25 protein-coding genes are annotated in these 25,763 nt (G+C 62.7%); 18 read left to right on the forward strand and 7 right to left on the reverse strand.

What is annotated here, in order from left to right:
* Positions 1–95 precede the first annotated feature (95 nt).
* Positions 96–1,094: an NAD(P)H-quinone oxidoreductase gene (locus tag AC1RM7_RS20235; RefSeq protein ID WP_006022813.1), complete on the reverse strand. Its 999-nt coding sequence runs from the start codon at positions 1,092–1,094 to the stop codon at positions 96–98.
* 73 nt (positions 1,095–1,167) lie between these two features.
* On the opposite strand from AC1RM7_RS20235, the gene AC1RM7_RS20240 reads away from it, so the two are divergent.
* Both AC1RM7_RS20240 and rcdA read left to right on the forward strand, forming a co-directional pair.
* On the forward strand, positions 1,168–1,359 hold the full coding sequence (locus tag AC1RM7_RS20240) for a DUF1192 domain-containing protein (protein ID WP_024919658.1): 192 nt from the start codon (positions 1,168–1,170) through the stop codon (positions 1,357–1,359).
* 355 nt (positions 1,360–1,714) lie between these two features.
* Positions 1,715–2,224 (forward strand): protease adaptor protein RcdA, encoded by a 510-nt coding sequence (gene rcdA, locus AC1RM7_RS20245; protein ID WP_006022811.1) that lies wholly within the window; start codon positions 1,715–1,717, stop codon positions 2,222–2,224.
* Between the two features lie 77 nt (positions 2,225–2,301).
* Here the strand turns inward: rcdA and rpmE are convergent, their stop codons facing one another.
* The gene (gene rpmE / locus AC1RM7_RS20250; protein WP_002717151.1) at positions 2,302–2,529 is read right to left on the reverse strand and encodes a 50S ribosomal protein L31; all 228 of its coding nucleotides are present in this window, start codon (positions 2,527–2,529) and stop codon (positions 2,302–2,304) included.
* Between the two features lie 161 nt (positions 2,530–2,690).
* On the opposite strand from rpmE, the gene AC1RM7_RS20255 reads away from it, so the two are divergent.
* Entirely contained in the window at positions 2,691–4,571 is a 1,881-nt protein-coding gene (locus tag AC1RM7_RS20255) for an ABC transporter ATP-binding protein/permease (protein WP_024919657.1), read from the forward strand.
* A 13-nt stretch (positions 4,572–4,584) separates the two neighbouring features.
* Here AC1RM7_RS20255 and AC1RM7_RS20260 read toward each other — a convergent pair whose 3' ends face one another.
* Entirely contained in the window at positions 4,585–5,436 is an 852-nt protein-coding gene (locus AC1RM7_RS20260) for an enoyl-CoA hydratase (RefSeq protein WP_034459844.1), read from the reverse strand.
* A gap of 306 nt (positions 5,437–5,742) precedes the next feature.
* On the opposite strand from AC1RM7_RS20260, the gene AC1RM7_RS20265 reads away from it, so the two are divergent.
* Genes AC1RM7_RS20265 through AC1RM7_RS20275 form a run of 3 tightly spaced genes read left to right on the forward strand, consistent with a single transcriptional unit; the run spans position 5,743 to position 7,794 of the window.
* Positions 5,743–6,375, forward strand: coding sequence for a LemA family protein (locus tag AC1RM7_RS20265; protein ID WP_024919655.1), 633 nt, complete (start codon positions 5,743–5,745; stop codon positions 6,373–6,375).
* Between the two features lie 28 nt (positions 6,376–6,403).
* The gene (locus tag AC1RM7_RS20270) at positions 6,404–7,282 is read left to right on the forward strand and encodes a TPM domain-containing protein (RefSeq protein WP_006022806.1); all 879 of its coding nucleotides are present in this window, start codon (positions 6,404–6,406) and stop codon (positions 7,280–7,282) included.
* A gap of 14 nt (positions 7,283–7,296) precedes the next feature.
* Complete coding sequence (locus AC1RM7_RS20275; RefSeq protein ID WP_024919654.1) at positions 7,297–7,794, forward strand: TPM domain-containing protein; 498 nt, start codon at positions 7,297–7,299, stop codon at positions 7,792–7,794.
* Between the two features lie 103 nt (positions 7,795–7,897).
* Here the strand turns inward: AC1RM7_RS20275 and putA are convergent, their stop codons facing one another.
* Positions 7,898–10,909 (reverse strand): bifunctional proline dehydrogenase/L-glutamate gamma-semialdehyde dehydrogenase PutA, encoded by a 3,012-nt coding sequence (gene putA, locus AC1RM7_RS20280; RefSeq protein ID WP_024919653.1) that lies wholly within the window; start codon positions 10,907–10,909, stop codon positions 7,898–7,900.
* Positions 10,910–11,019: 110 nt separating this feature from the next.
* On the opposite strand from putA, the gene AC1RM7_RS20285 reads away from it, so the two are divergent.
* Complete coding sequence (locus AC1RM7_RS20285) at positions 11,020–11,481, forward strand: Lrp/AsnC ligand binding domain-containing protein (protein ID WP_024919652.1); 462 nt, start codon at positions 11,020–11,022, stop codon at positions 11,479–11,481.
* A 107-nt stretch (positions 11,482–11,588) separates the two neighbouring features.
* The gene (locus AC1RM7_RS20290) at positions 11,589–12,218 is read left to right on the forward strand and encodes a hypothetical protein (RefSeq protein ID WP_024919651.1); all 630 of its coding nucleotides are present in this window, start codon (positions 11,589–11,591) and stop codon (positions 12,216–12,218) included.
* A 134-nt stretch (positions 12,219–12,352) separates the two neighbouring features.
* Here AC1RM7_RS20290 and AC1RM7_RS20295 read toward each other — a convergent pair whose 3' ends face one another.
* Positions 12,353–13,906, reverse strand: coding sequence for an acyl-CoA synthetase (locus tag AC1RM7_RS20295; RefSeq protein ID WP_024919650.1), 1,554 nt, complete (start codon positions 13,904–13,906; stop codon positions 12,353–12,355).
* 193 nt (positions 13,907–14,099) lie between these two features.
* A complete protein-coding gene (locus tag AC1RM7_RS20300) occupies positions 14,100–15,272 on the reverse strand; it encodes an acetyl-CoA C-acetyltransferase (protein WP_006022800.1) in 1,173 nt (390 codons plus the stop codon).
* A gap of 139 nt (positions 15,273–15,411) precedes the next feature.
* Between AC1RM7_RS20300 and AC1RM7_RS20305 the strand changes: the two genes are divergently transcribed.
* The 10 genes from AC1RM7_RS20305 (at position 15,412) to AC1RM7_RS20350 (ending at position 25,446) form a co-directional block, all read left to right on the forward strand.
* Positions 15,412–16,134, forward strand: coding sequence for a TetR family transcriptional regulator (locus AC1RM7_RS20305; protein ID WP_024919649.1), 723 nt, complete (start codon positions 15,412–15,414; stop codon positions 16,132–16,134).
* A gap of 98 nt (positions 16,135–16,232) precedes the next feature.
* Complete coding sequence (locus tag AC1RM7_RS20310; RefSeq protein ID WP_024919648.1) at positions 16,233–17,357, forward strand: CaiB/BaiF CoA transferase family protein; 1,125 nt, start codon at positions 16,233–16,235, stop codon at positions 17,355–17,357.
* Positions 17,358–17,400: 43 nt separating this feature from the next.
* Complete coding sequence (locus tag AC1RM7_RS20315; protein ID WP_006022797.1) at positions 17,401–18,159, forward strand: SDR family NAD(P)-dependent oxidoreductase; 759 nt, start codon at positions 17,401–17,403, stop codon at positions 18,157–18,159.
* Positions 18,160–18,339: 180 nt separating this feature from the next.
* Positions 18,340–20,244 (forward strand): AMP-binding protein, encoded by a 1,905-nt coding sequence (locus tag AC1RM7_RS20320; RefSeq protein ID WP_051472486.1) that lies wholly within the window; start codon positions 18,340–18,342, stop codon positions 20,242–20,244.
* Between the two features lie 124 nt (positions 20,245–20,368).
* The gene (locus tag AC1RM7_RS20325) at positions 20,369–21,496 is read left to right on the forward strand and encodes an acyl-CoA dehydrogenase family protein (protein ID WP_024919646.1); all 1,128 of its coding nucleotides are present in this window, start codon (positions 20,369–20,371) and stop codon (positions 21,494–21,496) included.
* A 14-nt stretch (positions 21,497–21,510) separates the two neighbouring features.
* Positions 21,511–22,755 (forward strand): acyl-CoA dehydrogenase, encoded by a 1,245-nt coding sequence (locus tag AC1RM7_RS20330; protein WP_024919645.1) that lies wholly within the window; start codon positions 21,511–21,513, stop codon positions 22,753–22,755.
* Between the two features lie 5 nt (positions 22,756–22,760).
* Entirely contained in the window at positions 22,761–23,453 is a 693-nt protein-coding gene (locus AC1RM7_RS20335; RefSeq protein WP_024919644.1) for a nitroreductase, read from the forward strand.
* A gap of 178 nt (positions 23,454–23,631) precedes the next feature.
* Positions 23,632–23,772: a hypothetical protein gene (locus AC1RM7_RS20340; protein WP_244434422.1), complete on the forward strand. Its 141-nt coding sequence runs from the start codon at positions 23,632–23,634 to the stop codon at positions 23,770–23,772.
* Between the two features lie 10 nt (positions 23,773–23,782).
* Positions 23,783–24,664 (forward strand): haloalkane dehalogenase, encoded by an 882-nt coding sequence (locus AC1RM7_RS20345; RefSeq protein WP_492837435.1) that lies wholly within the window; start codon positions 23,783–23,785, stop codon positions 24,662–24,664.
* Positions 24,665–25,041: 377 nt separating this feature from the next.
* Complete coding sequence (locus AC1RM7_RS20350; RefSeq protein ID WP_006022790.1) at positions 25,042–25,446, forward strand: hypothetical protein; 405 nt, start codon at positions 25,042–25,044, stop codon at positions 25,444–25,446.
* A gap of 77 nt (positions 25,447–25,523) precedes the next feature.
* Here the strand turns inward: AC1RM7_RS20350 and AC1RM7_RS20355 are convergent, their stop codons facing one another.
* Positions 25,524–25,706: a hypothetical protein gene (locus tag AC1RM7_RS20355; RefSeq protein ID WP_006022789.1), complete on the reverse strand. Its 183-nt coding sequence runs from the start codon at positions 25,704–25,706 to the stop codon at positions 25,524–25,526.
* Positions 25,707–25,763 lie beyond the last annotated feature (57 nt).

Below are 25,763 nucleotides of genomic sequence, written 5' to 3' on the forward strand. Positions count from 1 at the left end.
GTGGGGACCAGCGGGCTCACGAGACCCGCCGGTAGGAACGCGATAAATGCCACGAATATGAAGCAAATCAAAGGGTTTCGATGGGTTCCCCGGCCTTAAACCGTCAGCACAATTTTGCCAATATGTTGGCTGGATTCCATCCGCGCATGGGCTTTTGAGGCCTCTTTCAGCGGGAATGTGCTGTCCATCAGGGGTTTGACGCGGCCGCTGGCGAGCCAGGGCATCGCCTTGGCCTCAATTGCACTGACCATCGCCGCCTTGTCCGCGACAGTGCGCGGGCGCAGCGTCGAGCCCGTATGGTGCAGCCGCTTCATCATCAGCTTGGCGAAGTTCGGCGTCGCCTTCGAGCCGCCGAGGAATGCGATCTGGACAATCCGGCCTTCGACGGCCGCGGCTTCATAGTTGCGGTCGATGTAATCGCCGCCGACCATGTCGAGGATGACGTCGACGCCGACGCCGTCGGTCAGCGCCTTCGTCCTGGCGACGAAATCCTCGGTCTTGTAGTTGATCGCGGCATCCGCGCCGAGCTTGAGGCACGCATCGACCTTGTCCTGTCCGCCGACGGTGACGAACACTTTCGCGCCGTGCGCCTTCGCCATCTGGATTGCCATGGTGCCGATGCCGGATGAGCCGCCGTGGATCAGCAGCGTTTCGCCCGGCTTCAATCCGCCGCGCTCGAACACATTGTGCCAGACCGTCATCAGCGTCTCGGCGACTGCGCCGGCCTCGGTCATCGAAAACCCTTTCGGCACCGACATCGCGTGGCTCTCATGGGTGAGGCAGTATTCGGCGTAACCGCCGCCTGCGACCAGCGACATCACCTTGTCGCCGATCTTGCGCTTGGTGACGCCCTCGCCGAGCGCGACCACTTCGCCTGCGACTTCGAGGCCCGGAAGATCGCTCGCGCCGGGAGGCACGGGATACAGTCCCATGCGCTGCAACACGTCGGGACGATTGACGCCCGCCGCTTCAACCTTGATGAGAATTTCATTCGGTCCCGGCTTCGGCACCGGCCGCTGTTCAGGCACGAGCACCTCGGGTCCGCCGGGTTTGGAAATCGCGATGGCGGTCATTTGTGCGGGCAGCTTGTCCATGATGTGTCCTTGCGGCGGATGGGCGGGGAAGGAAAGATGTCAGCTATAATCGGGTGAACGTGAGGAGGGAAGCATGGCCAGCGATGACGACGACGAGCCGAGGAAGAAAGTCACCCACGACCTGGGGCAGGATCTGTCGCTGTTGTCGTTCGAGGACATCGAAGATCGCATCGCGGCACTCACCGCCGAAATCGAGCGGCTGAAAGCCGATGCCGCGAAGAAACGCGCCAGCCGCGACGCCGCCAACGCCTTCTTCAAGTCGTGAATTCGTGAACGCAGTTCCGGGACAATTGCAAAGGAACCGTAAAAAGAACCGTTCATTTACGACGTATTAAGCTTTCGGGATTATGACTGCAATTGTCCTTGTTTGGACACCGAGTGGCTCCTGTCACTCTGTTTGACGCCTCCCTGTTATCAACTTTCAAAAGCCGCCGGAAACGGCGGCTCTTTTTTTGCCGGGCTTTCTATACTTTGGCCGGGGCCCTTTTCCTGCGCCCGGCATCCCGCTGGAAACCATATCTCCTCATTGTTACGCAGCGTGGCTGGACTCTCCGTCCCGGGCGCGCAATGATTTGTTCATCATAAAAAAATCAGCGAACCAGCAGCGTGAGGCGTTAACCATGTCCGACCAGGGCGAAGCCGATCTCGTTCTCTTGAGCGAGCGGATCACAAATTCACCAGCCTTCGGGACCTTGTTCAGGGAAGGCATGGATCTCGTCGAGGAGACCGCGGCCTATCTGGACGGACCGGGCCGTACCGAGGCGAAGGCGCTCGAGCGCTCCGTGAGCCTGAGCTACGCCACCGAAAGTATGCGCCTGACCACGCGGCTCATGCAGTTGGCGTCCTGGCTGTTGCTGCATCGCGCAGTCAAGGAAGGCGAGATGACGCTGCACCAGGCCAATCGGGAGAAGACCAAGGTCAAGCTGACCGCTGCCGATCCCGGTCCGGAAGATATCGTTTCCAAGCTGCCGGCACGCCTGCAGGAACTCGTCACGCGCTCGATGGCGCTGCAATCGAAGGTGCGCCGGCTGGATGCGACAATCCACACGCCGGCCTCCGAGCATCTGGCGATCGGCAATCCGCTGGTGCCGCAAATGAACATGCTGAAGGCTGCATTCGAGCGGCGGTAAGCGTTCAGCCAGAAACAAAAAACGCCCCTGCGAAAGCGGGGGCGTTTTTGTATGGACTGCCGGAAACCTGAGAAGGATCAGTCCTTCTTGAGGAAGCCCGAAAACTTCTTCTGGAAGCGCGAAACGCGGCCGCCGCGATCGAGGATCTGCTGGGTGCCGCCGGTCCAGGCCGGGTGCGACTTTGAGTCAATGTCGAGGTTCAGCGTGTCGCCTTCCTTGCCGTAGGTCGAGCGGGTCAGGTACTCGGTCCCGTCGGTCATGACGACCTTAATTGTATGATAATCCGGGTGAATTTCGGCTTTCATGGCAAATCCTCTGGCGCCGCGCGCCCACAGATCAATGATGTTCGGGACGAATTTGGGCGCTCTATATCGCAGGAACGGCCCGGAAACAAGCAGCGACGTCATTTGCCAGCCCCTTATTGGGGGCCTATTGGAGGGCCTGAAAGCAACACGGCGGCCGAAGAATGAGTGCAGTGGAACGCGTTGAAGACCCGAGGTTGCCATCCGCGCTGGCGCGTGAGGTGGCCGCCGTCAAAGGGGTCTCTGCCAATGCCACCGGGCCTTCGCCGGACGCGCCCGAAACGGCGCCGAAGAAATCCCGCGGCGTGAAACTGCGTCCGCTGCTGGCGCTTGCGCCTTACGTGGCGCGTTATCGCGGGCAGGCTCTCGCGGCGCTGGTGGCGCTGATCATCGCTTCCGCCGCGACGCTGGTGGTGCCGCTCGCCGTGCGCCGCATGATCGATTTCGGCTTCAGCCCCGAAGGCATCGCGCTGATCAACAGCTACTTCGCAGTGATGATCGCGGTGGTGGCGGTGCTCGCCTGCGCAAGTGCCGCGCGCTACTATCTCGTCATCACGCTGGGCGAGCGCATCGTCGCCGATCTGCGCCGCGATGTGTTCAAACATCTCACGTCGCTGTCGCCGTCGTTCTTCGACACTGCGCATAGCGGCGAACTGGTCTCGCGCCTGACCGCCGACACCACGCAGATCAAGTCGGCGGTCGGCGCGTCGGTCTCGATCGCGCTGCGCAATCTCGTGCTGTTCGTCGGCGCATCCGCGATGATGGTGGTCACGAGCCCCAAGCTGTCCGGCATTGTGCTTGCGGTGATCCCGCTGATCGTGCTGCCGCTGGTCGCCTTCGGACGCCGCGTGCAGAAACTGTCGCGCGGCGCGCAGGACACGCTGGCGGACGCCTCGTCCTATGCTTCTGAACTGATCGGCGCGATCCGCACGCTGCAGGCCTTCACCAATGAGCGCCTCGCGGAAGCGCGGTTCGGCGGCGAAGTCGAACGGGCCTACGTCGCGGCGCGCAACTCGACGCGCGCCCGCGCATTTCTCACGGCCACCGTGATCTTCCTGATCTTCGCCAGCGTCGTGGCGATCCTGTGGATCGGCTCGCATGACGTGCTGACCAACCAGATCAGCGCCGGGCGTCTCGGCCAGTTCATTCTCTATGCGGCGTTCGCAGCCGGCGCGCTCGGCGAACTCAGCCAAGTGTGGGGCGAAATCTCGCAGGCCTCCGGCGCGTCCGAGCGGCTGTTCGAAATCCTGCGCATCAAGCCGGACATCGCCGCGCCTGCCAATCCGCGCGCATTGCCGATGCCGCCGCGCGGCGACGTAATGTTCGACAATGTGCGGTTTTCCTATCCGACACGGCCGGATCATCTCGCAGTCGATGGCGTGTCGTTCGCGGTGAAGGCCGGCGAGAAGGTTGCGGTGGTCGGACCGTCAGGCGCCGGCAAGAGCACGCTGTTTCATCTGCTGTTGCGGTTCTACGATCCTGCCTCTGGCGTGATCTCGGTCGATGGCGTGCCGGTCCGCGAAGCCGAGCCGTCCGCTGTGCGGTCGCGCATTGCGCTGGTGCCGCAGGATTCCGCTGTGTTCGCCACCAGCGCCCGCGAGAACATCCGGTTCGGCCGTCCCGACGCCAGCGATGCGGAAGTCGCGCGCGCCGCCGATCTGGCTCATGCCACCGAGTTCATTACCCGTCTGCCGCTCGGCTTCGACACGCAACTCGGCGAGCGTGGTGTGACACTCTCCGGCGGCCAGCGCCAGCGGATTGCGATTGCACGCGCGATCCTGCGCGATGCGCCGCTGCTGCTGCTCGATGAGGCGACGTCGTCGCTCGACGCCGAGAGCGAGACGCTGGTGCAGACCGCTTTGGAAGAGCTGATGAAGCATCGCACCACGCTGGTGATCGCGCATCGTCTCGCCACCGTGCTGTCCTGCGACCGCATTCTGGTGATGGAGAATGGCCGCATTGTCGAGCAGGGCACCCACGCCTCGCTCGTCGCGGCCAACGGCCTCTATGCGCGCCTTGCACGGTTGCAGTTCGAGGGCGTCTGATTCACGCGGTGTGTTAGCTGCGCTTGAACACCGGCTTCCGCTTTTCGACGAAGGCCTTCACCGCTTCCTTATGATCGGCGGTCCCTGCGGATCGCACCATGCGCTCGGCTTCGTGATCGAGCGAGGTCAGGAAATCGTTCATCAGCGCTTCGTCGAGATTGTCCTTCAGGAAACGCAGTGCCGTGGTTGGTCCCTCGGCCAGTTTCTTCGCCCAGGCGAACGCGTCTTCACGCAGCTTGTCGTCCGGCACCACGCGGTTGACGATGCCGAGCGCTTCGCAACGCTTCGCATCGATCTTCTCACCGAAGAACATCAGTTCGCGCGCGCGCGACGTGCCCACGAGGCGCGTGAGCAGCCATGACATGCCATAGTCGCCGCTGAGCCCGATCTTCACATAGGCCGTGGTGACGAAGGCTGACTCCGCGGCAATGCGCAGGTCGCATGCCAGCGCCAGCGACAGTCCAGCGCCTGCGGCGGGGCCGGGCAGCGCCGCGATGGTCGGCTTGCGGACATTGACCAGCGCGCCGGTCAGGGTGCGCTGGCGTTCCTGCAAGCGTGCGATTTTCTGATCGAGTGTCAGCTCCGGTGCATTGCTGCTGCCCGGCTTGCCGCCCATGCCCTTGACGTCGCCGCCGGCACAGAACGCGTCGCCTGCGCCGGTGATGAGAAGAGCGCCGACATTCGGGTCTTCGCCGCACTGCTTGATCATGCGGCGAAGCGCCGGTGTCAGATTGTCGGAAAGCGAATTGCGCGCCTGCGGGCGATTGAGCGTGATGACGGCGACGCGGTCGCGGATCTCGCAGAGAAGTTCGTCCGTGCCGGTTTCGATCACGGTTTCGGAGGAGGTCATCGCGGTGGCGGTCATGGTCGCTGTTCCGATGTCGAGTTGGTTTCGAATTGGAACTGTGTACCCTGCCGCAGGCAATTTCCAGGGAAACCTCGCGCAACGCAGTCATGTTGCATGAGATTTTTGTGGCCATCATACGAATATCCCTCATCCGTACACAGCGGTTTCGTTCATCGACGGTTCAAGAGCAAAGTCGCTAAAAAACGAACAGGCGAGGCAAGATGACCGGGGCAGACAGGGCGTGTATGCTCGCCGTCACACGGCCAACGTATGGTCGCTTGTTCTCTCATTCTGCCGCCGTTCGGCGTTTTACTGGAGATATTTATGCGCAAGATTTTGACCGTCCTTGCAGCGCTCGCGTCGCTGAGCCTCACCAATTGCGGATACAATGCGATCCAGCAGAACGATGAATCGGTGAAGTCGGCATGGTCAGAAGTCGTGAACCAGTATCAGCGCCGCGCCGATCTGGTGCCGAACCTCGTCAATTCCGTTAAGGGCTTTGCGCAGCAGGAAAAGGATGTGCTGCTCGGCGTGACCAACGCGCGCGCCAAGGTTGGCGGCGTGCAGGTGACTCCTGAAGTGCTGAACGATCCGGCGGCCTTGCAGAAATTCCAGGCGGCGCAGGGCGAACTCACCGGTGCGCTGTCGCGCCTTCTGGTGGTGACGGAAAACTATCCGCAGTTGAAGTCCGACCAGTTGTTCCGCGATCTGGTTGCGCAGCTTGAAGGCACCGAGAACCGCATCGCGGTGGCGCGCAACCGATATATCAAGGCGGTGCAGGACTATAACGTCGGCATCCGCACCTTCCCGAACAACCTGACGGCGATGGCGTTCGGCTACAAGGAAAAGGCCAACTTCACCGTGGAGAACGAGAAGTCGATTTCCACCGCGCCGAAGGTCGATTTCAACGCGCCGTCTCCGGCAGCGCCTGCCCCGGCACCCACGCCCGCCAAGTAAGGGAACAGGGGAATAGCGGACATCCGCAATGAAAGCGGTAAAGGCGGTCATTCTCGCGTTCATGCTGTGCTGGGCGTTTGCCGGCGCGGCATTTGTTGCGCGGGCCGACGTCGCGGTACCGCCGCTGACCGGGCGCGTGGTCGATCTGACGGGAACGCTGTCGGCCGATCAGGCGGCAAGTCTCGAACAGAAACTGAAAGCGTTCGAGGATCGCAAGGGCAGCCAGCTTGCGGTGCTGATCGTGCCGACCACCCAGCCGGAAACCATCGAGCAGTATTCGCTGCGCGTGGCCGAACAATGGAAGCTTGGCCGCAAGAAGGTCGATGACGGCGCGCTTCTGATCATCGCCAAGAACGACCGCAAGCTGCGCATCGAGGTCGGCTACGGCCTTGAAGGCGCGTTGAACGACGCGACCTCCAAGCGCATCATCGACGAGATTATCACGCCGAAATTCAGAAGCGGCGACTTCGCCGGCGGCATTTCGGATGGCGCGGACCGCATCCTGAAAGTGATCGACGGCGAGCCGCTGCCGCCGCCGAAGCCTGAAGGCGAGATGCCGGACCTGAGCGCGATCGGCGAGTATTTCCCGTTCCTCTTCATTGTCGTGCTGGTCGGCGGCGGAATCTTCCGGGCCATCTTCGGCCGTCTGCTGGGCTCCCTTATTGCCGGCGGCGGTGTCGCGGCCTTCATCTGGTTCTTCCTCGGCGTGTTGCCGATCGCCGCCATCGGGGGAATGATCGCGTTTGTCGTGACGCTGATCGGCGACACGCTCGTGTCGTCCGGAGGCGGCGGAGGCCGCGGCGGCTACGGCGGCGGATTCAGTTCCGGCGGATCGAGCAGTTCCAGCGGCGGTTTCAGCGGAGGCGGCGGCAGCTTCGGCGGCGGCGGCGCGTCGGGCAGTTGGTAGCCGAGAGCACAGCAATGGGCATCAAACGCATCGGCAAGCATCTTCTTCTCAACCGCTGGCGGGTGCGCCGCGCGTTCCCGCGGCAGGCGCTCGCGAACATCGAAAAGGCGATCAAGGCCAGCGAAGCGGCCCATGCCGGACAAATCCGCTTTGTGGTGGAAGGCGCGCTCGATGGCGTGCCGCTGTTCAGGAACCAGCCCGCCCGCGCCCGCGCCATCGATGTTTTCGGGCATTTGCGGGTCTGGGACACCGCGCAAAGCAACGGCGTGCTGATTTATCTGCTGCTCGCAGACCGCGATGTCGAGATCGTCGCCGATCGCGGCTTCAATGACAAAGTTACCCAGGCGGAATGGGAGAAGATCTGCCGCCTGATGGAAACCGAATTCCGCGCCAAGAATTTCGAGGGCGGCGTGCTGAAAGGCATTGCAGCCGTGACGAAGGTTTTGGCGAAGCATTTTCCGGCCAGCGACGCACATCGCAACGAACTGCCCGACAAGCCGGTGGTGCTGTAGTATCGCATGGCGTCATTGCGAGGAGCGAAGCGACGAAGCAATCCATGATTCAAGGATGGATTGCTTCGCTTCGCTCGCAATGACGAATAGGGGCGTCTGCGGCTCACTCCTCCGTCATCAGCCCGACATTGCCGCCTGCGGCCGCGGTGTTGATCGTCACCGTCTGCTCGGTGGCGAGGCGTGGAAGATAATGCGGCCCGCCGGCCTTTGGTCCCGTTCCTGACAATCCGTGTCCGCCGAACGGCTGCACGCCGACCACCGCGCCGATCATGTTGCGGTTGACGTAGACGTTGCCCACCGCGAGCCGCTCGATCGTGGTGTCGACGGTGTCGTCGATGCGCGAATGGATGCCGAGCGTCAGGCCATAGCCGCTGGTGGCGATCGATTGCAGCACATGCTCGAAATCCGCCGCCTTGTAGCGCACCACATGCAGGATCGGACCGAACACTTCCTCCGTGAGTTGCTCCGCGTTCTCCAGTTCGAAGATATGCGGGGCGACGAAGTTGCCCGATGCCGGCGCTTCGCCCGCGAAATGAACCCGCGCGGTGGCTTTCATCCGCGCGATATGCGCATCGAGACGTTCCCTCGCCTCGGCGTCGATCACCGGCCCGACCTGGATTGCCGGATCACGTGGATCGCCGACTTTCAGTTCCGCTGCGGCGCCGGCGATGATTTCGATCATGCGGTCCGCGACATCGTCCTGCACGAACAACAGCCGCAAGGCCGAACAGCGCTGGCCGGCCGACCTGAAGGCCGATCTCACCACGTCGTCGGCGACCTGTTCGGGCAGCGCGGTCGCGTCGACGATCATGGCGTTGATACCGCCGGTCTCGGCGATCAGCGGCACGATCGGGCCGTCTTTCGCGGCGAGGGTGCGGTTGATCGAGCGCGCCACATCGGTGGACCCGGTGAAGACGACGCCGGCGATGTTGTCATGCGCGACCAGCGCCGCGCCGATCTTGCCGTCGCCCTGCACGAGATGGAGCGCCGAATCCGGAATTCCTGCTTCATGCAGCAGCGCCACGGCTTCCGCGGCAATGCGCGGCGTCTGTTCAGCGGGCTTGGCGACGACTGCGTTGCCCGCCATCAGGCAGGCGGCGATCTGGCCCAGAAAAATCGCCAGCGGAAAATTCCACGGCGAGATCGCGACCATGACGCCGCGTCCGCGCAGTCGCAGCGTATTGCTCTCGCCGGTGGGGCCGGGAAGCGGCAGGCCGTCGCCGAACAGCCTGCGGCCCTCGATGGCATAGTAGCGGCAGAAGTCGATCGCCTCGCGCACCTCCGAGACGGCATCGTCGATGGTCTTGCCGCCTTCGGTTTGCAGCAATGCGATGAAGTGCGGCATCCGCTGCTCGAGAAGATTCGCGGCGCGCTCCAGTGCTATGGCCCGGGTGTCGGCGGTCGTACGGCTCCAGAAGGCGAAGCCGGTGCGCGCCAGTGCAACAGCGATCGCGGCGTCGTCCTCGCTCGCCTCCTTGACGCTGTTTGAAGGTCTCACTGCATCGTCAACCGATGTCAGCAATGCGTCCAGTGCAGCGCGCTCTCCGAACTCGATGCCTTTCGAGTTGATCCGCGGCAGATACAGTTCAGGCGGCAACGGCAGGCGTGCGTTGCGGGCCTGATCGGGCGCTGCGATAATCTGTTCGGGCCGTTCCAGCAGCGCCGCGACGGGAATGCTGTCGTTCGCCGCCTGTGCGACGAAGGATGAATTGGCGCCGTTCTCCAGGAGCCGCCGCACCAGATAGGCCAGCAGGTCGCGATGGCTGCCGACCGGCGCATAGATGCGGCATGCGAGGTCCGGCTTGTCGGCATGAAGCTGTGCATAGAGAGCGTCACCCATGCCGTGCAGCCGCTGAAACTCGAAGCTGGTATCATCGCCTGCGAGTTCGGAAATGGTTGCGACCGAGAGCGCGTTGTGGGTGGCGAACTGCGGAAAGATGCGGGGGCGCAAGCCGAGCAGCTTTCGCGCGCAGGCGATGTAGTTCAGGTCGGTCATCGCCTTGCGGGTGAAGACCGGATAGCCGTCCAGCCCGCGTTCCTGCGCGCGCTTCACCTCGGTGTCCCAATAGGCGCCTTTGACAAGGCGCAGCATCATGCGGCGGTCGTGGCGCTCGGCGAGCGAATGGACGTGATCGATGACCGCCTCGGCGCGTTTCTGATAGGCCTGCACGGCGAGCCCGAATCCCTCCCAGCCTGTGAGCGAAGGATCCGCAAACACCGCGCCGATCACATCCAGCGACAGTTCGAGCCGGTCGGCTTCCTCAGCGTCGATGGTGAAGTTCATGTGGTGCGCCATGGCGCGGCGCGCGAGATCGAGCGCAAGCGGCACCAGTTCGGCCATCACCCGCGTGCGGCTGAGCGCCTCGTAGCGCGGATGCAGCGCCGATAGCTTCACGGAGATTCCGGGACGGTCCGGGTGAGGGTTGTTTCCCGCCGTGCGGCCGATGGCCTCGATGGCTGCGGCATAGGATTCGAAATAGCGCGCGGCGTCGGCTGCGGTTCGCGCGCCTTCGCCGAGCATGTCGAAGGAATAGCGATGATGATGGGTGGGACCATCGTCATCCGCCGCGCGTGCGAGCGCGGCATCGATGGTTTCACCCAGCACGAAATGATTGCCCATCAGCCGCATCGCCTGCCGGGTCGCGGTGCGCACCGCGGGAAGGCCGATCCGCTTGGCGATCAGCCCGACGGTGCCAAGCGGCGTCTCGCCGGGCTGGATCACCCGCGCGGACAGGCCGAGCGCCCACGCCGATGCATTGACCAGCAGTGCGCTGGACTTTGTGCGGTGATGCGCGAAGTCGCCCTGACCAAGTTTGTCCTCGATGAAGCGGTCCGCGGTGGCGGCGTCGGGGACGCGCAGCAGCGCCTCCGCCATCACCATCAGCGCAAGGCCTTCCTTGGTCGACAACGCGAATTCGCGCAGCATGTCTTCGACGCCGCCAAAGCCGCCATCTTCGGCACGCACGGCCTCGATCAGACGCGTGGCGGTGCGGTCGATGCGGGCGTTCTCTTCGGCGGACAATGGCGGCATCGCGAGCAGGCGCGCAGCGATCTCGCTGTCGTCGGGCGCATAGGGTGCTGAAAAGAGTTGGCCGGGGCCAGGAGTGTCGAGCATGGCATCCTCTTGGGCTGCCAAATCCTACATCCAACACCTGCCGTGGTTCGATAGACAAATTCAGAGTTTTAGCTTATAAAATACGGAAAATAGCAGAAAATTCCGAATAAATGAGCGAAACAGATAAGATCGACCGGAAAATCCTCGAAATCCTGCAGTCTGACGGGCGCATTGCTAATGTCGAACTGGCGGAGCGCATCGGCCTGTCGCCGACCTCCATTGGCGAGCGGTTGAAGCGGCTGCAACGCGACGGCTTCATTGAGGGTTACGGTGCGCGGCTCAATCCGCATCGGCTCGGGCTCGGGCTATTGGTGTTCGTTGAGGTGCTGCTCGACAAAACCACGCCTGATGTGTTCGAGCGGTTCGCAGAAGCCGTAAAACTCGCACCGGAAGTGCTCGAGTGTCACATGGTGGCGGGGGGGTTCGACTATCTCGTGAAGGCGCGTCTTGCCGACATGACGGCTTACCGGCGGTTCCTCGGTGAGACGCTGCTCGCGCTGCCCGGCGTGCGTGAAACGCGAACTTACGCCGTGATGGAAGAAGTGAAGCGCGATGCTCCGCTGCCGGTGTGACGGAACCGCCTCACGTTGTTGCGATTGCGGGCGCGGCGGCGAGACGGCTGTTGATTGCGCGCGAAATCCGCCATAGTTCTGCTGGCCTAACTGTCAGGGTTTCCGCGTTGTTCAAACCGATTTTCCCGGCCATCGCAATCGCAGCAGCACTTGGATTCATGTCCGCGATGTCGCCTGCGTCTGCCATGCAGCTCAGTCCGCAGCAAAACGAACTCTATACTTCGGTGTCGATCAATCCGCCGTCGGCGTCGGAAATGACGGTGTGTTACGGCTTCGTCTGCCGCCGCCGCGCGATCCTCGATTTCTCGGCTGCCGACAGGAAAGCGCTTGCGCAGATCCTGGCGTCCGGCAAGGCGAATGCCGCAGCCGAACGTGCCGCGATTCAGAAGGCGGTGGTCTGGTTCGACAAGCGGATGGGACCTGAGATCGGCACGTCGACCCGCGTGGCGCGCGCGGATATCCGCAACCGTGCCGATGCGAACAATTACGATTGCTGGGACTCCACCCGTAATGTCTCGAGTTTGCTGCTGGTTCTGCAGGAATGGGGTCTGTTCAAGCATCACACGGTCGGCAATCCGCGCTATCGCGGCAACCTTTTCACGATGCAGTTGCCCCACAACACCGCGGTGATTGTCGAGAAGGAAAGCCGGATCGAGTGGTCCGTCGACATGTGGACGACCAAGTATCTTCAGCCGCCGGACGTCATGCTCGTCGAGCAGTGGCTGAAGGAAGACTGAGCCGAAGTTGTTTCCATGCGTTGAACGTCATGCGCGGGCTTGACCCGCGCATCCATTCTCTTCAAGGAACCTCGTTAAGATGGATTGCCGGGTCAGGCCCGGCAATGACGGTGGCGGCAGGTGGCGAATGCTTCTCACGCCTGAGCCGGCGTCTTTTTCACCTTCGCCCAGTACTTGTCGCGCAGATGCCGCTTCACCAGCTTGCCGGTGGGCGTGCGCGGCAGTTCGGCTTCGAAATCCACGCTCTTCGGACACTTGATCGGTGACAGATGCTGGCGGCAAAACGAAATCAGCTCAGCTTCAAGCTCCTTGCCCGCGCGCGACATGTCGTGCGGCTGCACCACGGCCTTGACCTCTTCGCCCATTTCCTCGTTCGGGACGCCAAACACCGCGACATCCGCAACCGCCGGATGTGAGATCAGCGCGTCCTCGGTTTCCTGCGGGTAGATATTCACGCCGCCGGAAATGATCATGTAGGCCTTGCGGTCGGTGAGGTAGAGAAAGCCGTCGTTGTCCAGATAGCCGACATCGCCGAGCGTGGACCAGCCGCGGTCGTTGTAGGCGCGCTGCGTCTTGTCGGTGTCGTTGTGGTAGGCGAACTGGGGTCCGCCGGCGAAATACACCGTGCCGGTTTCGCCGACCGGCAGTTCAGCGCCATCATCGTCGAGAATTTTCACCTCGCCAACCACGGCGCGGCCGACGGTGCCGCGATGCGTCAGCCAGTCTTTCGACGTGGACACCGTGACGCCGTTGCCTTCGGAGCCGGCGTAATACTCGATCAGGATCGGGCCCCACCAGTCGATCATCTTCGCCTTGACATCGGCGGGGCACGGGGCGGCGGCGTGCACCGCGCCTTTCAATGTCGATATATCGTATTTGGCGCGGACATCGTCCGGCAGCTTGAGCATGCGCACGAACATGGTCGGCACCAGTTGCGACTGCGTCACCTTGTGCTTCTCGACCAGCCGCAGAAATTCCTCGGCGTCGAACGACTCCATGATGATCGAGGTGCCGCCAAGCGCGCCGCACATCATGTTGAAGCGCAGCGGAGCCGCATGATAGAGCGGCGCAGGCGACAGATACACGCTGGTCTCGTTCATGCCGCACATGGTCGAACACAGCAGCTTGAGCAGCGGATTGGGCACGAGGATGGATGGTTCGGTCAGCGGGCGCTTGATGCCCTTTGGCCGTCCGGTGGTGCCGGACGAATACAGCATGTCGTAACCGGCGGCCTCATCGGCGATCGGCGTGGCCGGCTGTGTCGCCAGTGCATCCTCCCACGAGCGAAATCCGGGATGCGAGCCGCCCACAATAAAGAACACCGGCGCGTCAGCCGCTTTGGTCACCAGCGGCGCGACGGACTCGACGCACTTCGGCGTGGTGATGACGACCCTGGCGCCGCAATCCTTGACGATATAGGCGATCTCGTCGGCGGTAAGGTAACGGCTGATCGCGGTGTAATAGAGCCCGCTGCGCTGCGCCGCCCAGCAGATTTCCATGAATGCGATGTTGTTTTCCATCAGAAGCGCGATGTGATCGCCCTTCTTCAGGCCGAGAGAGCGGAACAGTTGCGCGCCCTGATTGGAGCGGCGGTCGAGTTCGCGATAGGTGACGGCTTCGCCGCTCCTCGCCATCTGGTAGGCGATCTTGTCTGGCGTCGACTGGGCGTGAATCGATGGATGAGACATGGCGCTCCCTGGGCGTTTCCTCAAAGACACCGGCGGATTGGTCCGCTCTTGGCGATAGAATTTCCGGTCATCCCCGCGAAAGCGGGGATTCATAACTCCTGAAGGGAATGAAATCGCCCGATGTAGCTTCGGGCCGAAACAATTGATCGGCAGGTGGGTCCCCGCCTTCGCGGGGACGACCGGTTCATCTTTTTTACAGACGCTCGACGATGGTCACGTTGGCCATGCCGCCGCCTTCGCACATGGTCTGAAGGCCGTAGCGCTTGTTGCGCTGCCTGAGCGCATTGACCAGCGTGGTCATCAGCTTGGTGCCGGAGCCGCCGAGCGGATGGCCGAGCGCGATCGCGCCGCCGTTGACGTTGAGCTTGGCCGGATCGGCGCCGGTGTCCTTGAGCCATGCGGTCGGCACCGAAGCGAAGGCTTCGTTGACCTCGAACAGATCGATATCGTCGATCTTCATGCCGGCCTTTTTGAGCGCGCGGTGCGTCGCAGGCAGGGGCGCTTCCAGCATGATGACGGGATCGCCGCCGATCATGGTCATGTGATGAATGCGCGCCAGCGGCGCGATACCGAGCGCCTTGAGGCCGCGCTCGTTCACCACCATGACGCCCGACGCACCGTCGCAGATCTGGCTGGCGCTGGCGGCGGTGAGCTTGCCGCCCTCCGCAATGGTCTTGACGCCGCGGATGCCTTCGATGGTCGCATCGAAGCGGATGCCTTCGTCGATGTTGTGGATGTCGCTGGAGCCGTCTTCGCGCGTGAACTTGAGCGGAACGATCTCGTCCTTGAACGCCCCGGCCTGCGTGGCGGCAATTGCCTTCTGGTGACTCTGGTAGGAATACTGGTCGAGCTCTTCCTTCGCCAGACCATACTTCTCCGCCATCATTTCAGCGCCGGTGAACTGGCTGAACTGGATGTTCGGATATTTCTGCTGGATGTTCGGGCTGTAATAATTGCCGAAGCCGTTCTTGGCGGCCAGCGTTGCCGGAAGTCCCATCGGCACGCGGGTCATGCCCTCGACGCCCGCGGCGATCACGATGTCCATCGAGCCGGCCATCACCGCCTGCGCCGCGAAGTGGAGCGCCTGCTGCGACGAACCGCACTGGCGATCCACCGAGGTGCCGGGCACGCTTTCCGGGAGCTTGGACGCCATCACCGCGTTGCGGGCGACGTTGTTCGACTGTTCGCCGGCCTGCATCACGCAGCCCATAATAACGTCTTCGATCTGGGCCGGATCGACGCCGGTGCGGTCCACCAGTGAATCCAGCACCGAAGCTGCGAGATCGACCGGATGCCAGCCGGCAAGGCGGCCTCCCTTGCGTCCCCCTGCGGTGCGGGCGGTGGCGACGATATAGGCTTCAGCCATGGTGGTGCTCCCTGATGGATTGTTTTCGGTTGGGCGGGATTAAAGGCGCGGCGCGGGATTTAGTCAATCGGTCAATTAACTCTTGAGCGCGGCCCGATCATCGGGTTAGCTGGTGGTCCATCATGTCCCGAGACCGCGCATGTCACCGACCCTGACCGCCAAAAAGCCGCGCCGGCTGCCATCGAAGCAGGTTCCCGAAAAGGAAACCGCGCCGATGAATGCAACCGCTGCGAAATTGCTGGTGGCCGCCGGCGATCTGATGATCGAGCGGAACTCGACCGAGGTGTCGCTGAGCGAGATCGCGCAGAAGTCCGGCGTGAACGCGGCGCTGGTGAAATATCATTTCGGCAACAAGGACGGTCTGCTGCTGGCGCTGCTGGCGCGCGATGCCGCCGCTGAAATGACCAATCTCGCTTTCGTGCTCGATCAGCCGATCTCTCCGACGGAGAAGATGCGGCGGCACATTGCCGGCATCATCAACGCTTATTATCGCGTGCCGTATCTGAGCCGGCTGATTCATCTGTTGTTGCATCAGGGCAGCGAGGCGACTTCAAAGGAAGTTCATCGCTTCTTTATCGATCCGCTGTTCGGCTTTGTGCGCAAGCTGCTCGACGATGGCGTGGCGGCAGGCGAATTCCGCAAGGTCGATCCGGCACTGTTCTACATCAGCCTCAACGGCGCCTGCGACAACCTGTTCTACGGCCGCCAGATGAATGCCCGGTTTCTCGGGCCGACTGGCATCTCCGACGAAGTGCGGCGACAGTACATCAAGCATATGACGACGCTGTTCCTCGGTGGATTGCTGACCGACAGGGCTGCCATGTCGTTTGACACGGAGAAGTCGTCCGTCACCAAGGCGTGATAGAACGGTAGCAATTAAAATAATGAGCGACGCGTCCGGCCTCGAAACAAAAATGGGCGCGCCGATAAACAAGAAGACGTTGAGTTTGGGAGAAGCGTATGACGGAGCGTTCGGCTGCAACAGGACCATTGCGCGGTGTGCGCGTCATCGAATTCGCAGGCATCGGGCCGGGTCCGTTCGCATCGATGCTGTTGTCCGACATGGGCGCGGACGTTGTATCGATCGCGCGGCCCGGACAGGGCAAGCGCGATGTGCGCGATTTCGTCAATCGCGGCCGCCGTGTCATCGAACTGGATCTGAAGAACCCGGCTGACATTGCCAAGGCGCTGGATCTGATCGGCGCAGCGGATGTGCTGATCGAAGGCTTTCGGCCGCAGGTGATGGAGCGGCTCGGTCTAGGGCCGGATGTCGTACTGAAGCGCAATCCGAAACTGGTCTATGGCCGCATGACGGGCTGGGGCCAGGAAGGCCCGCTGGCGCAGGCGGCGGGTCATGACATCAATTACATCGCCATCACCGGTGCACTCGATTCCTTCCGCGCCGCCAACGGTGAAACCGTCTCGCCGCTGAATCTCGTCGGCGATTACGGCGGCGGCGCGATGTATCTCGTGGTCGGTGTGCTCGCAGGGGTGATCGAAGCCCGTGCGTCGGGCAAGGGTCAGGTCGTCGATGCTGCGATGTGCGACGGCGTCTCCAGCATGCTGACCATGTTCCACAGCATGAAGGCGACCGGGCGCTGGACCGATCAGCCGCGCACCAATCTGCTCGATGGCGGCGCACCGTTCTATCGCACTTATGAATGCAAGGACGGCGGCTTCATGGCGATCGGCGCGCTGGAGCCGCAGTTCTATGCGGAGCTGCGCAAGCTCGCGGGGCTCAGCGAGGATTGTTACGACGCGCAGATGGACCGCAAGGGCTGGCCGCATCTGCACGAGAAGATGACGGCTTTGTTCAAGACCAAAACGCGCGACGAGTGGGCCGCGATTCTCGAAGGCTCGGACGCCTGCGCGGCCGCTGTGCGCGGACTGTTCGATGCGCCGTCCCATCCGCATCTCGCCGCGCGCAAAACCTTCGTTAACGTCGATGGCCATTTGCAGCCCGCGCCCGCGCCGCGGTTCTCGCGCACACCGTCAAACATTCAGGGATCGCCGGCGGTGCCGCCGGTCGATGCCGCCGAAATTCTTTCGCAGTGGTCGCAAAAGACCGCGGCGAAAGCATCCTGAAGTCATCACGACTTAACAATCCGTCACACGAGGAAAACGACTTATGCAGCTCAAGGATGTTTCAGTTCTCATCACCGGCGGCGGTTCGGGTCTGGGCGCGGCAACTGCGCGCGCGATGGCCGCGAAGGGCGCGAAGGTCGCCGTCATCGACATGAACAAGGACGGCGCAGAAGCCGTCGCCAAGGAGATCAAGGGTCTCGCGCTGGTCGGTGACGTTTCCGAAGAAGCGCCGGTCAAGGAAGCCATCGCGAAGGCCGAAGCCGCCCATGGCGTCATCCGCGTGCTGGTGAACTGCGCCGGCATCGGCGGCGCGGTAAAGACCGTCGGCAAGAACGGCGCCTATCCGCTCGATCACTTCTCGCGCATCATCAAGGTCAACCTGATCGGCTCTTTCAACTGCATTCGTCTCGTAGCCGAGCGCATGCAGACCGCGCCGCCGATCGGTGAGGAGCGCGGCGTGTGCATCAACACCGCCAGCGTCGCCGCCTTTGACGGCCAGATCGGCCAGGCGGCCTATTCAGCATCGAAGGGCGGCATCGTCGGCCTGACCCTGCCGGTGGCGCGCGATCTTGCTTCGCTCAACATCCGCGTCATGACCATCGCGCCGGGACTGTTCCTGACGCCGCTGCTGATGGGCCTGTCGGAAGAAGCACAGAAGAGCCTCGGCGCGCAGGTGCCGCATCCGGCGCGTCTCGGCGATCCGAGCGAATACGCGCAGCTCGCGGTCGCGATTGTCGAGAACCCGATGCTGAACGGCGAAACGATCCGCCTCGACGGCGCGATCCGCATGGCGCCGCGGTAGGGGCCACATCGTCATTGCGAGGAGCGTAAGCGACGAAGCAATCCATTCCTTTTTTGGTTGAAGCATTCTCTGGATTGCTTCGCTTCGCTCGCAATGACGGTTGATGGTTCAAGGCGTAATCGGCCGGCGAGGGGCGCATCACAAGAATGCCCCCGCCGTTTCTCTGAGGGAGAGGCTGCGATGAGCGCGAGTGTGACTTCAAGTCTGGCCGGGACAGGCGCGGACACCGTGCCGTCGAAGCCCGCATTCCGGAAGATCGACTGGTTGCCGCGCGACATCGCGGTGGAGCGTCGGGACGACGGCGTGATCGTCCTGAAGTCCCGGTTTCCGCTCGATCCCTATGAGCCGCACATTCCGGCCTCGGTGGCGAAGTGGGCGGCTGCGCGGCCCGATCACATCTGGCTGGCGCAGCGCCGGGGCCCCGAGCGGCAATGGCACAAGGTCTCCTACGGTGACGCCAAGCGGACCATCGATGCGCTGACACAGGCGCTGCTCGACATGAAGTTGCCTGCCGGGCGTCCGGTCGCGATCCTCAGCGGCAATTCCATCGAGCACGCACTGATGACGCAGGCGGCGATGCAGGCGCGGATTCCGGCGGCGCCGGTGTCTCCTGCCTATTCGCTGATGAGCCAGGATCACGCCAAGCTGAAATACCTGTTCGGCCTTGTGAAGCCTGCGGTGGTGATGGTGCAGGATGGCGCGATGTTCGAGAAGGCGCTGGCCGCGCTCGATCTCGATGGCATCACGGTGATCCACGTCGATCGCGCGCCCGCGAACATCAAAAGCGTGGCCTACGCGGATCTTGCTGCAACACCTGTCACATCGGCAGTTGACGAATCCATCGCGCAGATCACGCCAGACACTGTCGGCAAGCTGCTGTTCACGTCGGGCTCCACCGGCATGCCCAAGGCCGTCATCAACACGCAGAAGATGATGTGCGCCAACGCCCGCATGATGATGCAGGTGCGGCCGCGTCCGGACGATGCGCCGGACGGTGTCTATCTCGACTGGATGCCGTGGAACCACACCATGGGCGGGAATGCGCTGTTCAATGTGGCGCTGACCGAAGGCGGCACACTGTATATCGACGATGGCCGTCCGGTGCCCGGCCAGTTCGAGGAAACCCTGCGCAACCTGCGTGAGATTTCGCCGACCTATTATGCCAACGTGCCAGCCGGCTACGCGGCGCTGGCGGCGGTGATGGAAAAGGACGATGCGCTGTGCCGCTCGTTCTTCAGGAATCTCGGATTGCTCGCCTACGGCGGCGCGCGGCTCCCGGATGATCTCTACGATCGCTTCCAGACACTCGCGGTGCGTACCACCGGCGAGCGTTTTGTGTTCTACACCGGCTGGGGCTCGACCGAGACCGCGCCAACCTCCACCGGCACCTATTGGGACACCGAGCGCGTCGGCCTGATCGGTCTGCCGTTTCCTGGTGTCGAATTGAAGATGGTGCCGTGTGGCGCGCAGTACGAATTGCGGCTGCGCGGCGTCAACGTGACGCCGGGATATTACGGCCAGCCCGAACTGACGCAGAAGGCGTTCGACGAGGAAGGCTTTTACTGTATCGGCGATGCCGGCGTGTTCGTCGATCCGCAGGACCCGGCGCAGGGCCTGATTTTTTCGGGCCGCGTGGTCGAGGACTTCAAGCTCACCACGGGAACATTCGTTCTTGTCGGCGCGCTGCGCACCGATGCGATCGCCGCTGCGTCGCCGGTTGTTCAGGATGCGCTGGTCGCGGGGCAGGATCGTCCTTTCATTGGACTGCTGGCATGGCCCAATCTCGATTCCTGCCGCAGGCTGATCGAGGACATGAATGCGTCGATGGATACCGTGGTGAATCATCCCAAGGTGCGTGCACATCTGCGTGACGGATTGCTGGCGCATAACCAGGCGTGCAACAACACGAGCAGCCGCCGCATTGTGCGCGCGATGATGATGGCCGAGCCGCCGTCCATCGATGGCAACGAACTCACGGACAAGGGGTACATCAACCAGCGCGCGGGCCTGGAACGCCGCGCCGCGCTGGTCGAACAGCTTTATGCAGACCAGCCGGGGCCGGACGTGATCATGCTGGATCGATAATCGTCATTGCGAACGAAGCGAAGCAATCCATTTTTTTGGAGATAACAAGATGGATTGCTTCGTCGCTTCGCTCCTCGCAATGACGAATGTGTTGACTGAACATGAATGAGAAAAGGCGAAACTCATGAACTTTGAATTCTCGGACGACCAGAAGCAATTGCGCGATCAGGCGCGGCGCTATCTCGCGGAACATTCGCCGCCGAAGGCGGTGCGTGCCGTGCTGGAAGGCAAGGCGCCCTACGACAAGGAACTGTGGAAGGGCCTTGCGGAGATGGGTTTTCTCGGTGTCGCGATTCCGGAGGAATTCGGCGGCGCAGGCGCGGGACATCTTGAGTTGTGCGTGATCGCCGAGGAAATGGGCCGCGCGCTGGCGCCGGTGCCGTTCTCGTCCACGATCTATCTTGCCGCCGAAGCCATCATGCTCGCGGGCAGCGCCGAACAGAAGGCAAAGTGGTTGCCGAAGATCGCCTCGGGCGAAGCCATCGGCACGCTGGCGCTGTTCGAGGGCGTCGGCAATCCGTCGCACAAGGCGATCAAGGTCTCGGCCGCGCAGGGTGCGGTCTCGGGCACCAAGACGCCGGTGGCGGACGGCGCGATCGCGGATTTTGCGATCGTCGCCGCGCGCACCGGATCGACCGGCCGCGAGACTGACATCGGACTGTTCATTGTCGATCTGAACGGCGAGGGCGTGACGCGCAAGGCGCTCGCCAATCTCGATCAGGCGCATGGCCAGGCCGCGATCACGTTCGACCGCGCCAAGGCGGAGCCGCTCGGCGCGGCCAGTGAGGGCTGGAGCATCCTGACCCGCGTGCTGGATCGCGCTGCCGTGCTGATGGCGTTCGAGCAGGTCGGCGGCGCCGACCGCGCGCTGGAAATGGGCCGCGACTATGCGCTCGACCGGATCGCCTTCGGCCGCCAGATCGGATCGTTCCAGGCGGTGAAGCACATCCTTGCCGACATGTATGTCTCGGCGACGCTGGCGCGCTCCAATTGCTACTACGGCGCATGGGCGCTTTCGACCGACGCAGCGGAATTGCCGGAAGCCGCGGCAACCGCCCGCATCAGCGCCACGCAGGCGTTCCAGCATTGCTCGAAGAACAACATCCAGGTGCACGGCGGCATGGGCTTCACCTGGGAGTTCGACTGCCACCTGTATTACCGGCGCGCCAACGTGCTCGCGCTGTCGCTCGGAAGCCTGTCGTACTGGGAGAACCAGTTGATCGACCGCCTGCGCTTCCGCAACGCTTCTTAAGAAGGATCATTTCCATGAATTTCGATGACACTCCGCAGGAAGCCGCGTTCCGTGCCGAAGCCCGCGCCTGGATACAGGCCAACGCACCGAAGGAACTGGAAGCCGAACTGTCGCAGCCGACCGTCGGCCGCATCAAGCTGAAGAACCGCGACATCCTGGAGGAATCCAAGAAGTGGCAGAAAAAGAAGGCCGCAGCCGGTTGGGCCTGCCTGCACTGGCCAAAGGAATACGGCGGACGCGGCGCGTCCCCGATCGAGCGCGTGATCTGGCAGCAGGAAGAGGGCTTTTACGGCAAGCTGGAGGGCGTGTTCCTGATCGGGCAGGGCATGTGCGGCCCGACGTTGATGGCGTTCGGCAGCGATGCCGACAAGCAGAAGTATCTGCCGCCGCTCGCCTCGGGTGAACATGTCTGGTGCCAGTTGTTCTCCGAACCGTCCGCCGGCTCCGACGTCGCCGGTCTGCGCACCCGCGCTGAAAAGAAGGGCGACGACTGGATCATCAACGGCCAGAAGGTCTGGACCACCGGCGCGCATTTCTCCGACTACGGCATCGTCATCACGCGCACCGATCCGACCCAGCCCAAGCACAAGGGCCTGACCATGTTCTGGCTCGATATGAAATCGCCGGGCGTCGTGGTCAAGCCGATCAAGCAGGCCAACGGCCAGTCGGAGTTTAACGAGGTTTACTTCACCGACGTGAAGATCCCGGACTCGCAGCGGCTCGGCAAGGTCGGCGACGGCTGGAACGTGTCGCTGACCACGCTGATGAACGAGCGCATGTCGATCGGTGCGCGGCAGTCGACCGGCTTCCCCGAGCTGTTCGCGTTCTGCAACGATCTGATGCTGGAGGACGGTCCCGCGATCGAGGACAAGAATGTCCGCTCGAAGCTTGCGAACTGGGCGGTGAAGGCCAGCGGCCTCAAGTACACCAGCTATCGTTCGATCTCGGCGCTGTCGCGCGGCGAGCGTCCGGGCCCGGAAAATTCCATCGGCAAGCTCGTGGCCGGCACCATGCTGCAGGACATTGCGATGTTCGCGATGGACCTTCAGGGCGCGTCCGGCGCACTGACCGATGCGGACAGCCCGTCCGTCGGCGGCCAGTTCCAGTCGATCCTGCTGCGTTCGCCGTCGGATCGCATAGCAGGTGGTACCGACGAAATCCTGCGCAACATCATCGCCGAACGGGTGCTAGGCTTGCCGGGCGACATCCGCGTCGACAAGGATGTTCCTTTCAACGCCATTCCGACCAAGGGACGCTGAGCGCCATGCTTGCACAACCGGACAGCCGCGACATCGAGGTCGTGGAGAAGCTCCTTGCTGCGCGGTATTCCTGCCGCGCGTTCAAGCCGGACCCTGTGCCGCGCGCGACGATCGAGCGCGTGCTGGCGGCCGCGCAGAAAACCGCGTCATGGTGCAACAGCCAGCCGTGGCAGGTGACGATCTTCTCCGGCGATGCCGTGAAGGCGTTCGGCGAGGCGATGTACAAGGCGGCGAGCGAACGCGCGCCGCCTGTCACGGATTTCGACTTCCCGCGCGAATACAGGGGCGTCTATCTGGATCGCCGCCGCGAAAGCGGCTTCCAGCTTTATAATGCACTCGGTATCGCGCGTGGCGACAAGGCCGCCTACAACAAGCAGATGCTGGAAAACTTCCGCTTCTTCGGCGCGCCGCACGTGGCCATCATCACCAGCGACGAAGCGCTCGGGACCTACGGCGCGATCGACTGCGGCGGCTATGTCGGCAATTTCATGCTCGCCGCACAGGCTGCGGGTCTCGCGACGATTCCGCAGGCGGCGCTGGCCGGACATGCCGACGTGGTGCGCAAGCATCTCGGCGTCGGGGAAGATCGCCGCGTGGTGTGCGGCATTTCGTTCGGCTATGCCGATACAACGCATCCCGCCAACAGCTATCGCACCAACCGCGCGACGATTCCGGAGGCAGTGACGTTTATCGGCTAGATCGATCTGGATGTTAACCCGCTCATTCCCGCGCAAGCGGGAATCCAGCACTCCAAAAAAATGTAGGGTGGTCCCCGCTTTCGCGGGGACGCGCGGAGAGCGGAGAGTTTATGGCGGGCATGAGGGCAATCGATGACGCGGCGGCCACTGAGCAGGTCCGCCGGAGCGCGGCCCGGTTTTGGCGCGCGAGCAGTTCAGCCATGACGAGAAAACCACGGACGTGCAGCGGCTCCTGGTGTATTCGATTCTCGACGACCGACTCCATGAATGCTGGGTCTACGATCAGGATCAGGCCTTGATCGATCAGCTCCTGGCCTGAGGACAACGCGATGACCGAACAGCCGCTTGCGAAGAAGACCGTTGAGGTGCTTGCCCGCCGCATGGCCTATCACGAGCGCGGCGAGGGCCAGCCGATCCTGTTCCTGCATGGCAATCCGACCTCGTCCTATCTCTGGCGCGATGTCATTCCCGAGCTCGAAGGGCAGGGCCGCCTGATTGCACCGGATCTGATCGGCATGGGCGATTCCGACAAGCTGCCCGATGTGAAGCCGGATACCTATCGCTTCACCACGCACCGCGATCATCTTTGGGCTTTCATCGACGCGGTGATCGGCGGAAGCGAAAAAATTCTGCTGGTGATTCACGACTGGGGCTCGGCGCTCGGCTTCGACTGGGCCAACCACCATCGCGATCGTGTGCGCGGGATCGCCTACATGGAAGGCATTGTGCGGCCCGTCGCCGGCTGGGACGAGTGGAGCGAGGCGGCGACGCCGGTGTTTCAGGGTTTCCGCTCCGACAAGGGCGAGCAGATGATCCTCGACCGCAACCTTTTCATCGAGCGGGTGTTGCCCGGCTCGGTGCTGCGCAAGTTGTCGGACGCCGAGATGGCGGTATACCGCAAGCCGTTTCTCAATCGCGAGGACCGCTGGCCGACGCTGACCTGGCCGCGCCAGATTCCGATCGGCGGCGAACCTGCCGATGTGGTCGCCATCGTCGATGCCTACGCCAAGTGGATGGCGGAGAACGATCTGCCGAAGCTGTTCGTCAACGCCGAACCGGGCGCGATCCTGATCGGCAAGGTGCGGGAGTTCTGCCGCGGCTGGAAGAACCAGACCGAGGTCACCGTTCCCGGCAGCCATTTCATCCAGGAAGATTCCGGCCCGGCCATCGGCCGCGCCATCGCTAGCTGGATCAAGGACAAGCGCGTCTAGACCTTCGTTGTCACCGATGCTGGTCGTATTGCGGCAGGTCGTCGGTGATGGTGAACCAAGGCCTTCGAGCCGACGAAGATGTATGCGGTGGGACCGATAGCAGGATCGTCTCTCAGCAGAAGCATTGTCCGGCAAGCCTGCGTCTGCTTGTGGTGTCCATCAGATCTGTCTCCTGTGCCCCGCCGAATCACCGGTTGATTCGCGGCGCGCGCGGTCCGGTTCCATCTCTCTAACATTCAATGAACGCGCGCACGAACACGAGGGCGTGGTTAACCTTGCGTTAGGAAATTGCATTGCATCTTCCCGGAATGAAGTGGCGCATGATTTTTCCGCCAAGCCGCCCATACTGGCGGGTCATGTAGCTGGGGAGATTTTCAATGTGGTCCAGCCGCGAAGCCTTTGAGAACGACGTCTGCCCGGTCGGCGACGAGATGCTCGGAAGCCTTTACCGAGCCAGTGAACACGGTCTTCCTCAACTTGTGGAATCGGTGTCGGCGGATGTCAGGGCGATGCTCGCTCTGTTCTGCTACCGGCGCGCCCATCTGCACGGCATGAGCCTTGCGATCGCGGCGACATGCTCGGAACGCGATCTGGTCGAGCAAGGCGGGATCGTCGGTTCGACCCTGTTCGCGATGTCGCGGGAAGCGCCGTCGTCGGGTCCGTCGCCATCGTCCTATGGCAACCGCCGCAATATCACGCTCTCGACGAAGCCGCTCAGCACGTTCGCCCCGATCGCCGACGAAATCGACGACGAAAGCGATCTTGCGGCGATGCCGGCGTAAGCGACTTTCGCCGGCTGCGTTTCCGCGCAGCCACGATAGCGATGGTCGTCCGCAAACCGGTTGCGGTCTGAATCATTTCAGCTTTGATGCGGCCCGCGCATAAGCTTCAGCGCGTCCTCGACATGCCGCCAGTCCCTGGCCTGCTCCAGCTTGCCTTCGGCCTCGCACTCGGTCGCCCGTTGTGCGGCCTCCGCAATGGCCCGAGGACCGTGCGCTTCCATCAGTTGCCGCGCATAGTCATGAATTTCCATTTCGCGCATGGCGTCCTGCTCCCGTTCTGAGAGGTGCTGACAGTATTGACGCCTGACGATGCGACT

It is taken from the genome of Afipia sp. GW822-FHT03D08 (genome assembly GCF_058801645.1).

Coding starts and splice junctions, on each gene's coding strand:
- AC1RM7_RS20240 (WP_024919658.1), top strand. CDS start 1,168: ATGGCCAGCGATGACGACGACGAGCCGAGGAAGAAAGTCACCCACGAC.
- AC1RM7_RS20325 (WP_024919646.1), top strand. CDS start 20,369: ATGAACTTTGAATTCTCGGACGACCAGAAGCAATTGCGCGATCAGGCG.
- AC1RM7_RS20350 (WP_006022790.1), top strand. CDS start 25,042: ATGTGGTCCAGCCGCGAAGCCTTTGAGAACGACGTCTGCCCGGTCGGC.
- AC1RM7_RS20335 (WP_024919644.1), top strand. CDS start 22,761: ATGCTTGCACAACCGGACAGCCGCGACATCGAGGTCGTGGAGAAGCTC.
- AC1RM7_RS20355 (WP_006022789.1), bottom strand. CDS start 25,706: ATGCGCGAAATGGAAATTCATGACTATGCGCGGCAACTGATGGAAGCG.
- AC1RM7_RS20295 (WP_024919650.1), bottom strand. CDS start 13,906: ATGTCTCATCCATCGATTCACGCCCAGTCGACGCCAGACAAGATCGCC.
- AC1RM7_RS20300 (WP_006022800.1), bottom strand. CDS start 15,272: ATGGCTGAAGCCTATATCGTCGCCACCGCCCGCACCGCAGGGGGACGC.
- AC1RM7_RS20275 (WP_024919654.1), top strand. CDS start 7,297: ATGGGCATCAAACGCATCGGCAAGCATCTTCTTCTCAACCGCTGGCGG.
- rpmE (WP_002717151.1), bottom strand. CDS start 2,529: ATGAAAGCCGAAATTCACCCGGATTATCATACAATTAAGGTCGTCATG.
- AC1RM7_RS20265 (WP_024919655.1), top strand. CDS start 5,743: ATGCGCAAGATTTTGACCGTCCTTGCAGCGCTCGCGTCGCTGAGCCTC.
- AC1RM7_RS20285 (WP_024919652.1), top strand. CDS start 11,020: ATGAGCGAAACAGATAAGATCGACCGGAAAATCCTCGAAATCCTGCAG.
- AC1RM7_RS20255 (WP_024919657.1), top strand. CDS start 2,691: ATGAGTGCAGTGGAACGCGTTGAAGACCCGAGGTTGCCATCCGCGCTG.
- AC1RM7_RS20330 (WP_024919645.1), top strand. CDS start 21,511: ATGAATTTCGATGACACTCCGCAGGAAGCCGCGTTCCGTGCCGAAGCC.
- AC1RM7_RS20310 (WP_024919648.1), top strand. CDS start 16,233: ATGACGGAGCGTTCGGCTGCAACAGGACCATTGCGCGGTGTGCGCGTC.
- AC1RM7_RS20270 (WP_006022806.1), top strand. CDS start 6,404: ATGAAAGCGGTAAAGGCGGTCATTCTCGCGTTCATGCTGTGCTGGGCG.
- AC1RM7_RS20305 (WP_024919649.1), top strand. CDS start 15,412: ATGTCACCGACCCTGACCGCCAAAAAGCCGCGCCGGCTGCCATCGAAG.
- rcdA (WP_006022811.1), top strand. CDS start 1,715: ATGTCCGACCAGGGCGAAGCCGATCTCGTTCTCTTGAGCGAGCGGATC.
- AC1RM7_RS20320 (WP_051472486.1), top strand. CDS start 18,340: ATGAGCGCGAGTGTGACTTCAAGTCTGGCCGGGACAGGCGCGGACACC.
- AC1RM7_RS20260 (WP_034459844.1), bottom strand. CDS start 5,436: ATGACCGCCACCGCGATGACCTCCTCCGAAACCGTGATCGAAACCGGC.
- putA (WP_024919653.1), bottom strand. CDS start 10,909: ATGCTCGACACTCCTGGCCCCGGCCAACTCTTTTCAGCACCCTATGCG.
- AC1RM7_RS20345 (WP_492837435.1), top strand. CDS start 23,783: ATGACCGAACAGCCGCTTGCGAAGAAGACCGTTGAGGTGCTTGCCCGC.
- AC1RM7_RS20315 (WP_006022797.1), top strand. CDS start 17,401: ATGCAGCTCAAGGATGTTTCAGTTCTCATCACCGGCGGCGGTTCGGGT.
- AC1RM7_RS20235 (WP_006022813.1), bottom strand. CDS start 1,094: ATGGACAAGCTGCCCGCACAAATGACCGCCATCGCGATTTCCAAACCC.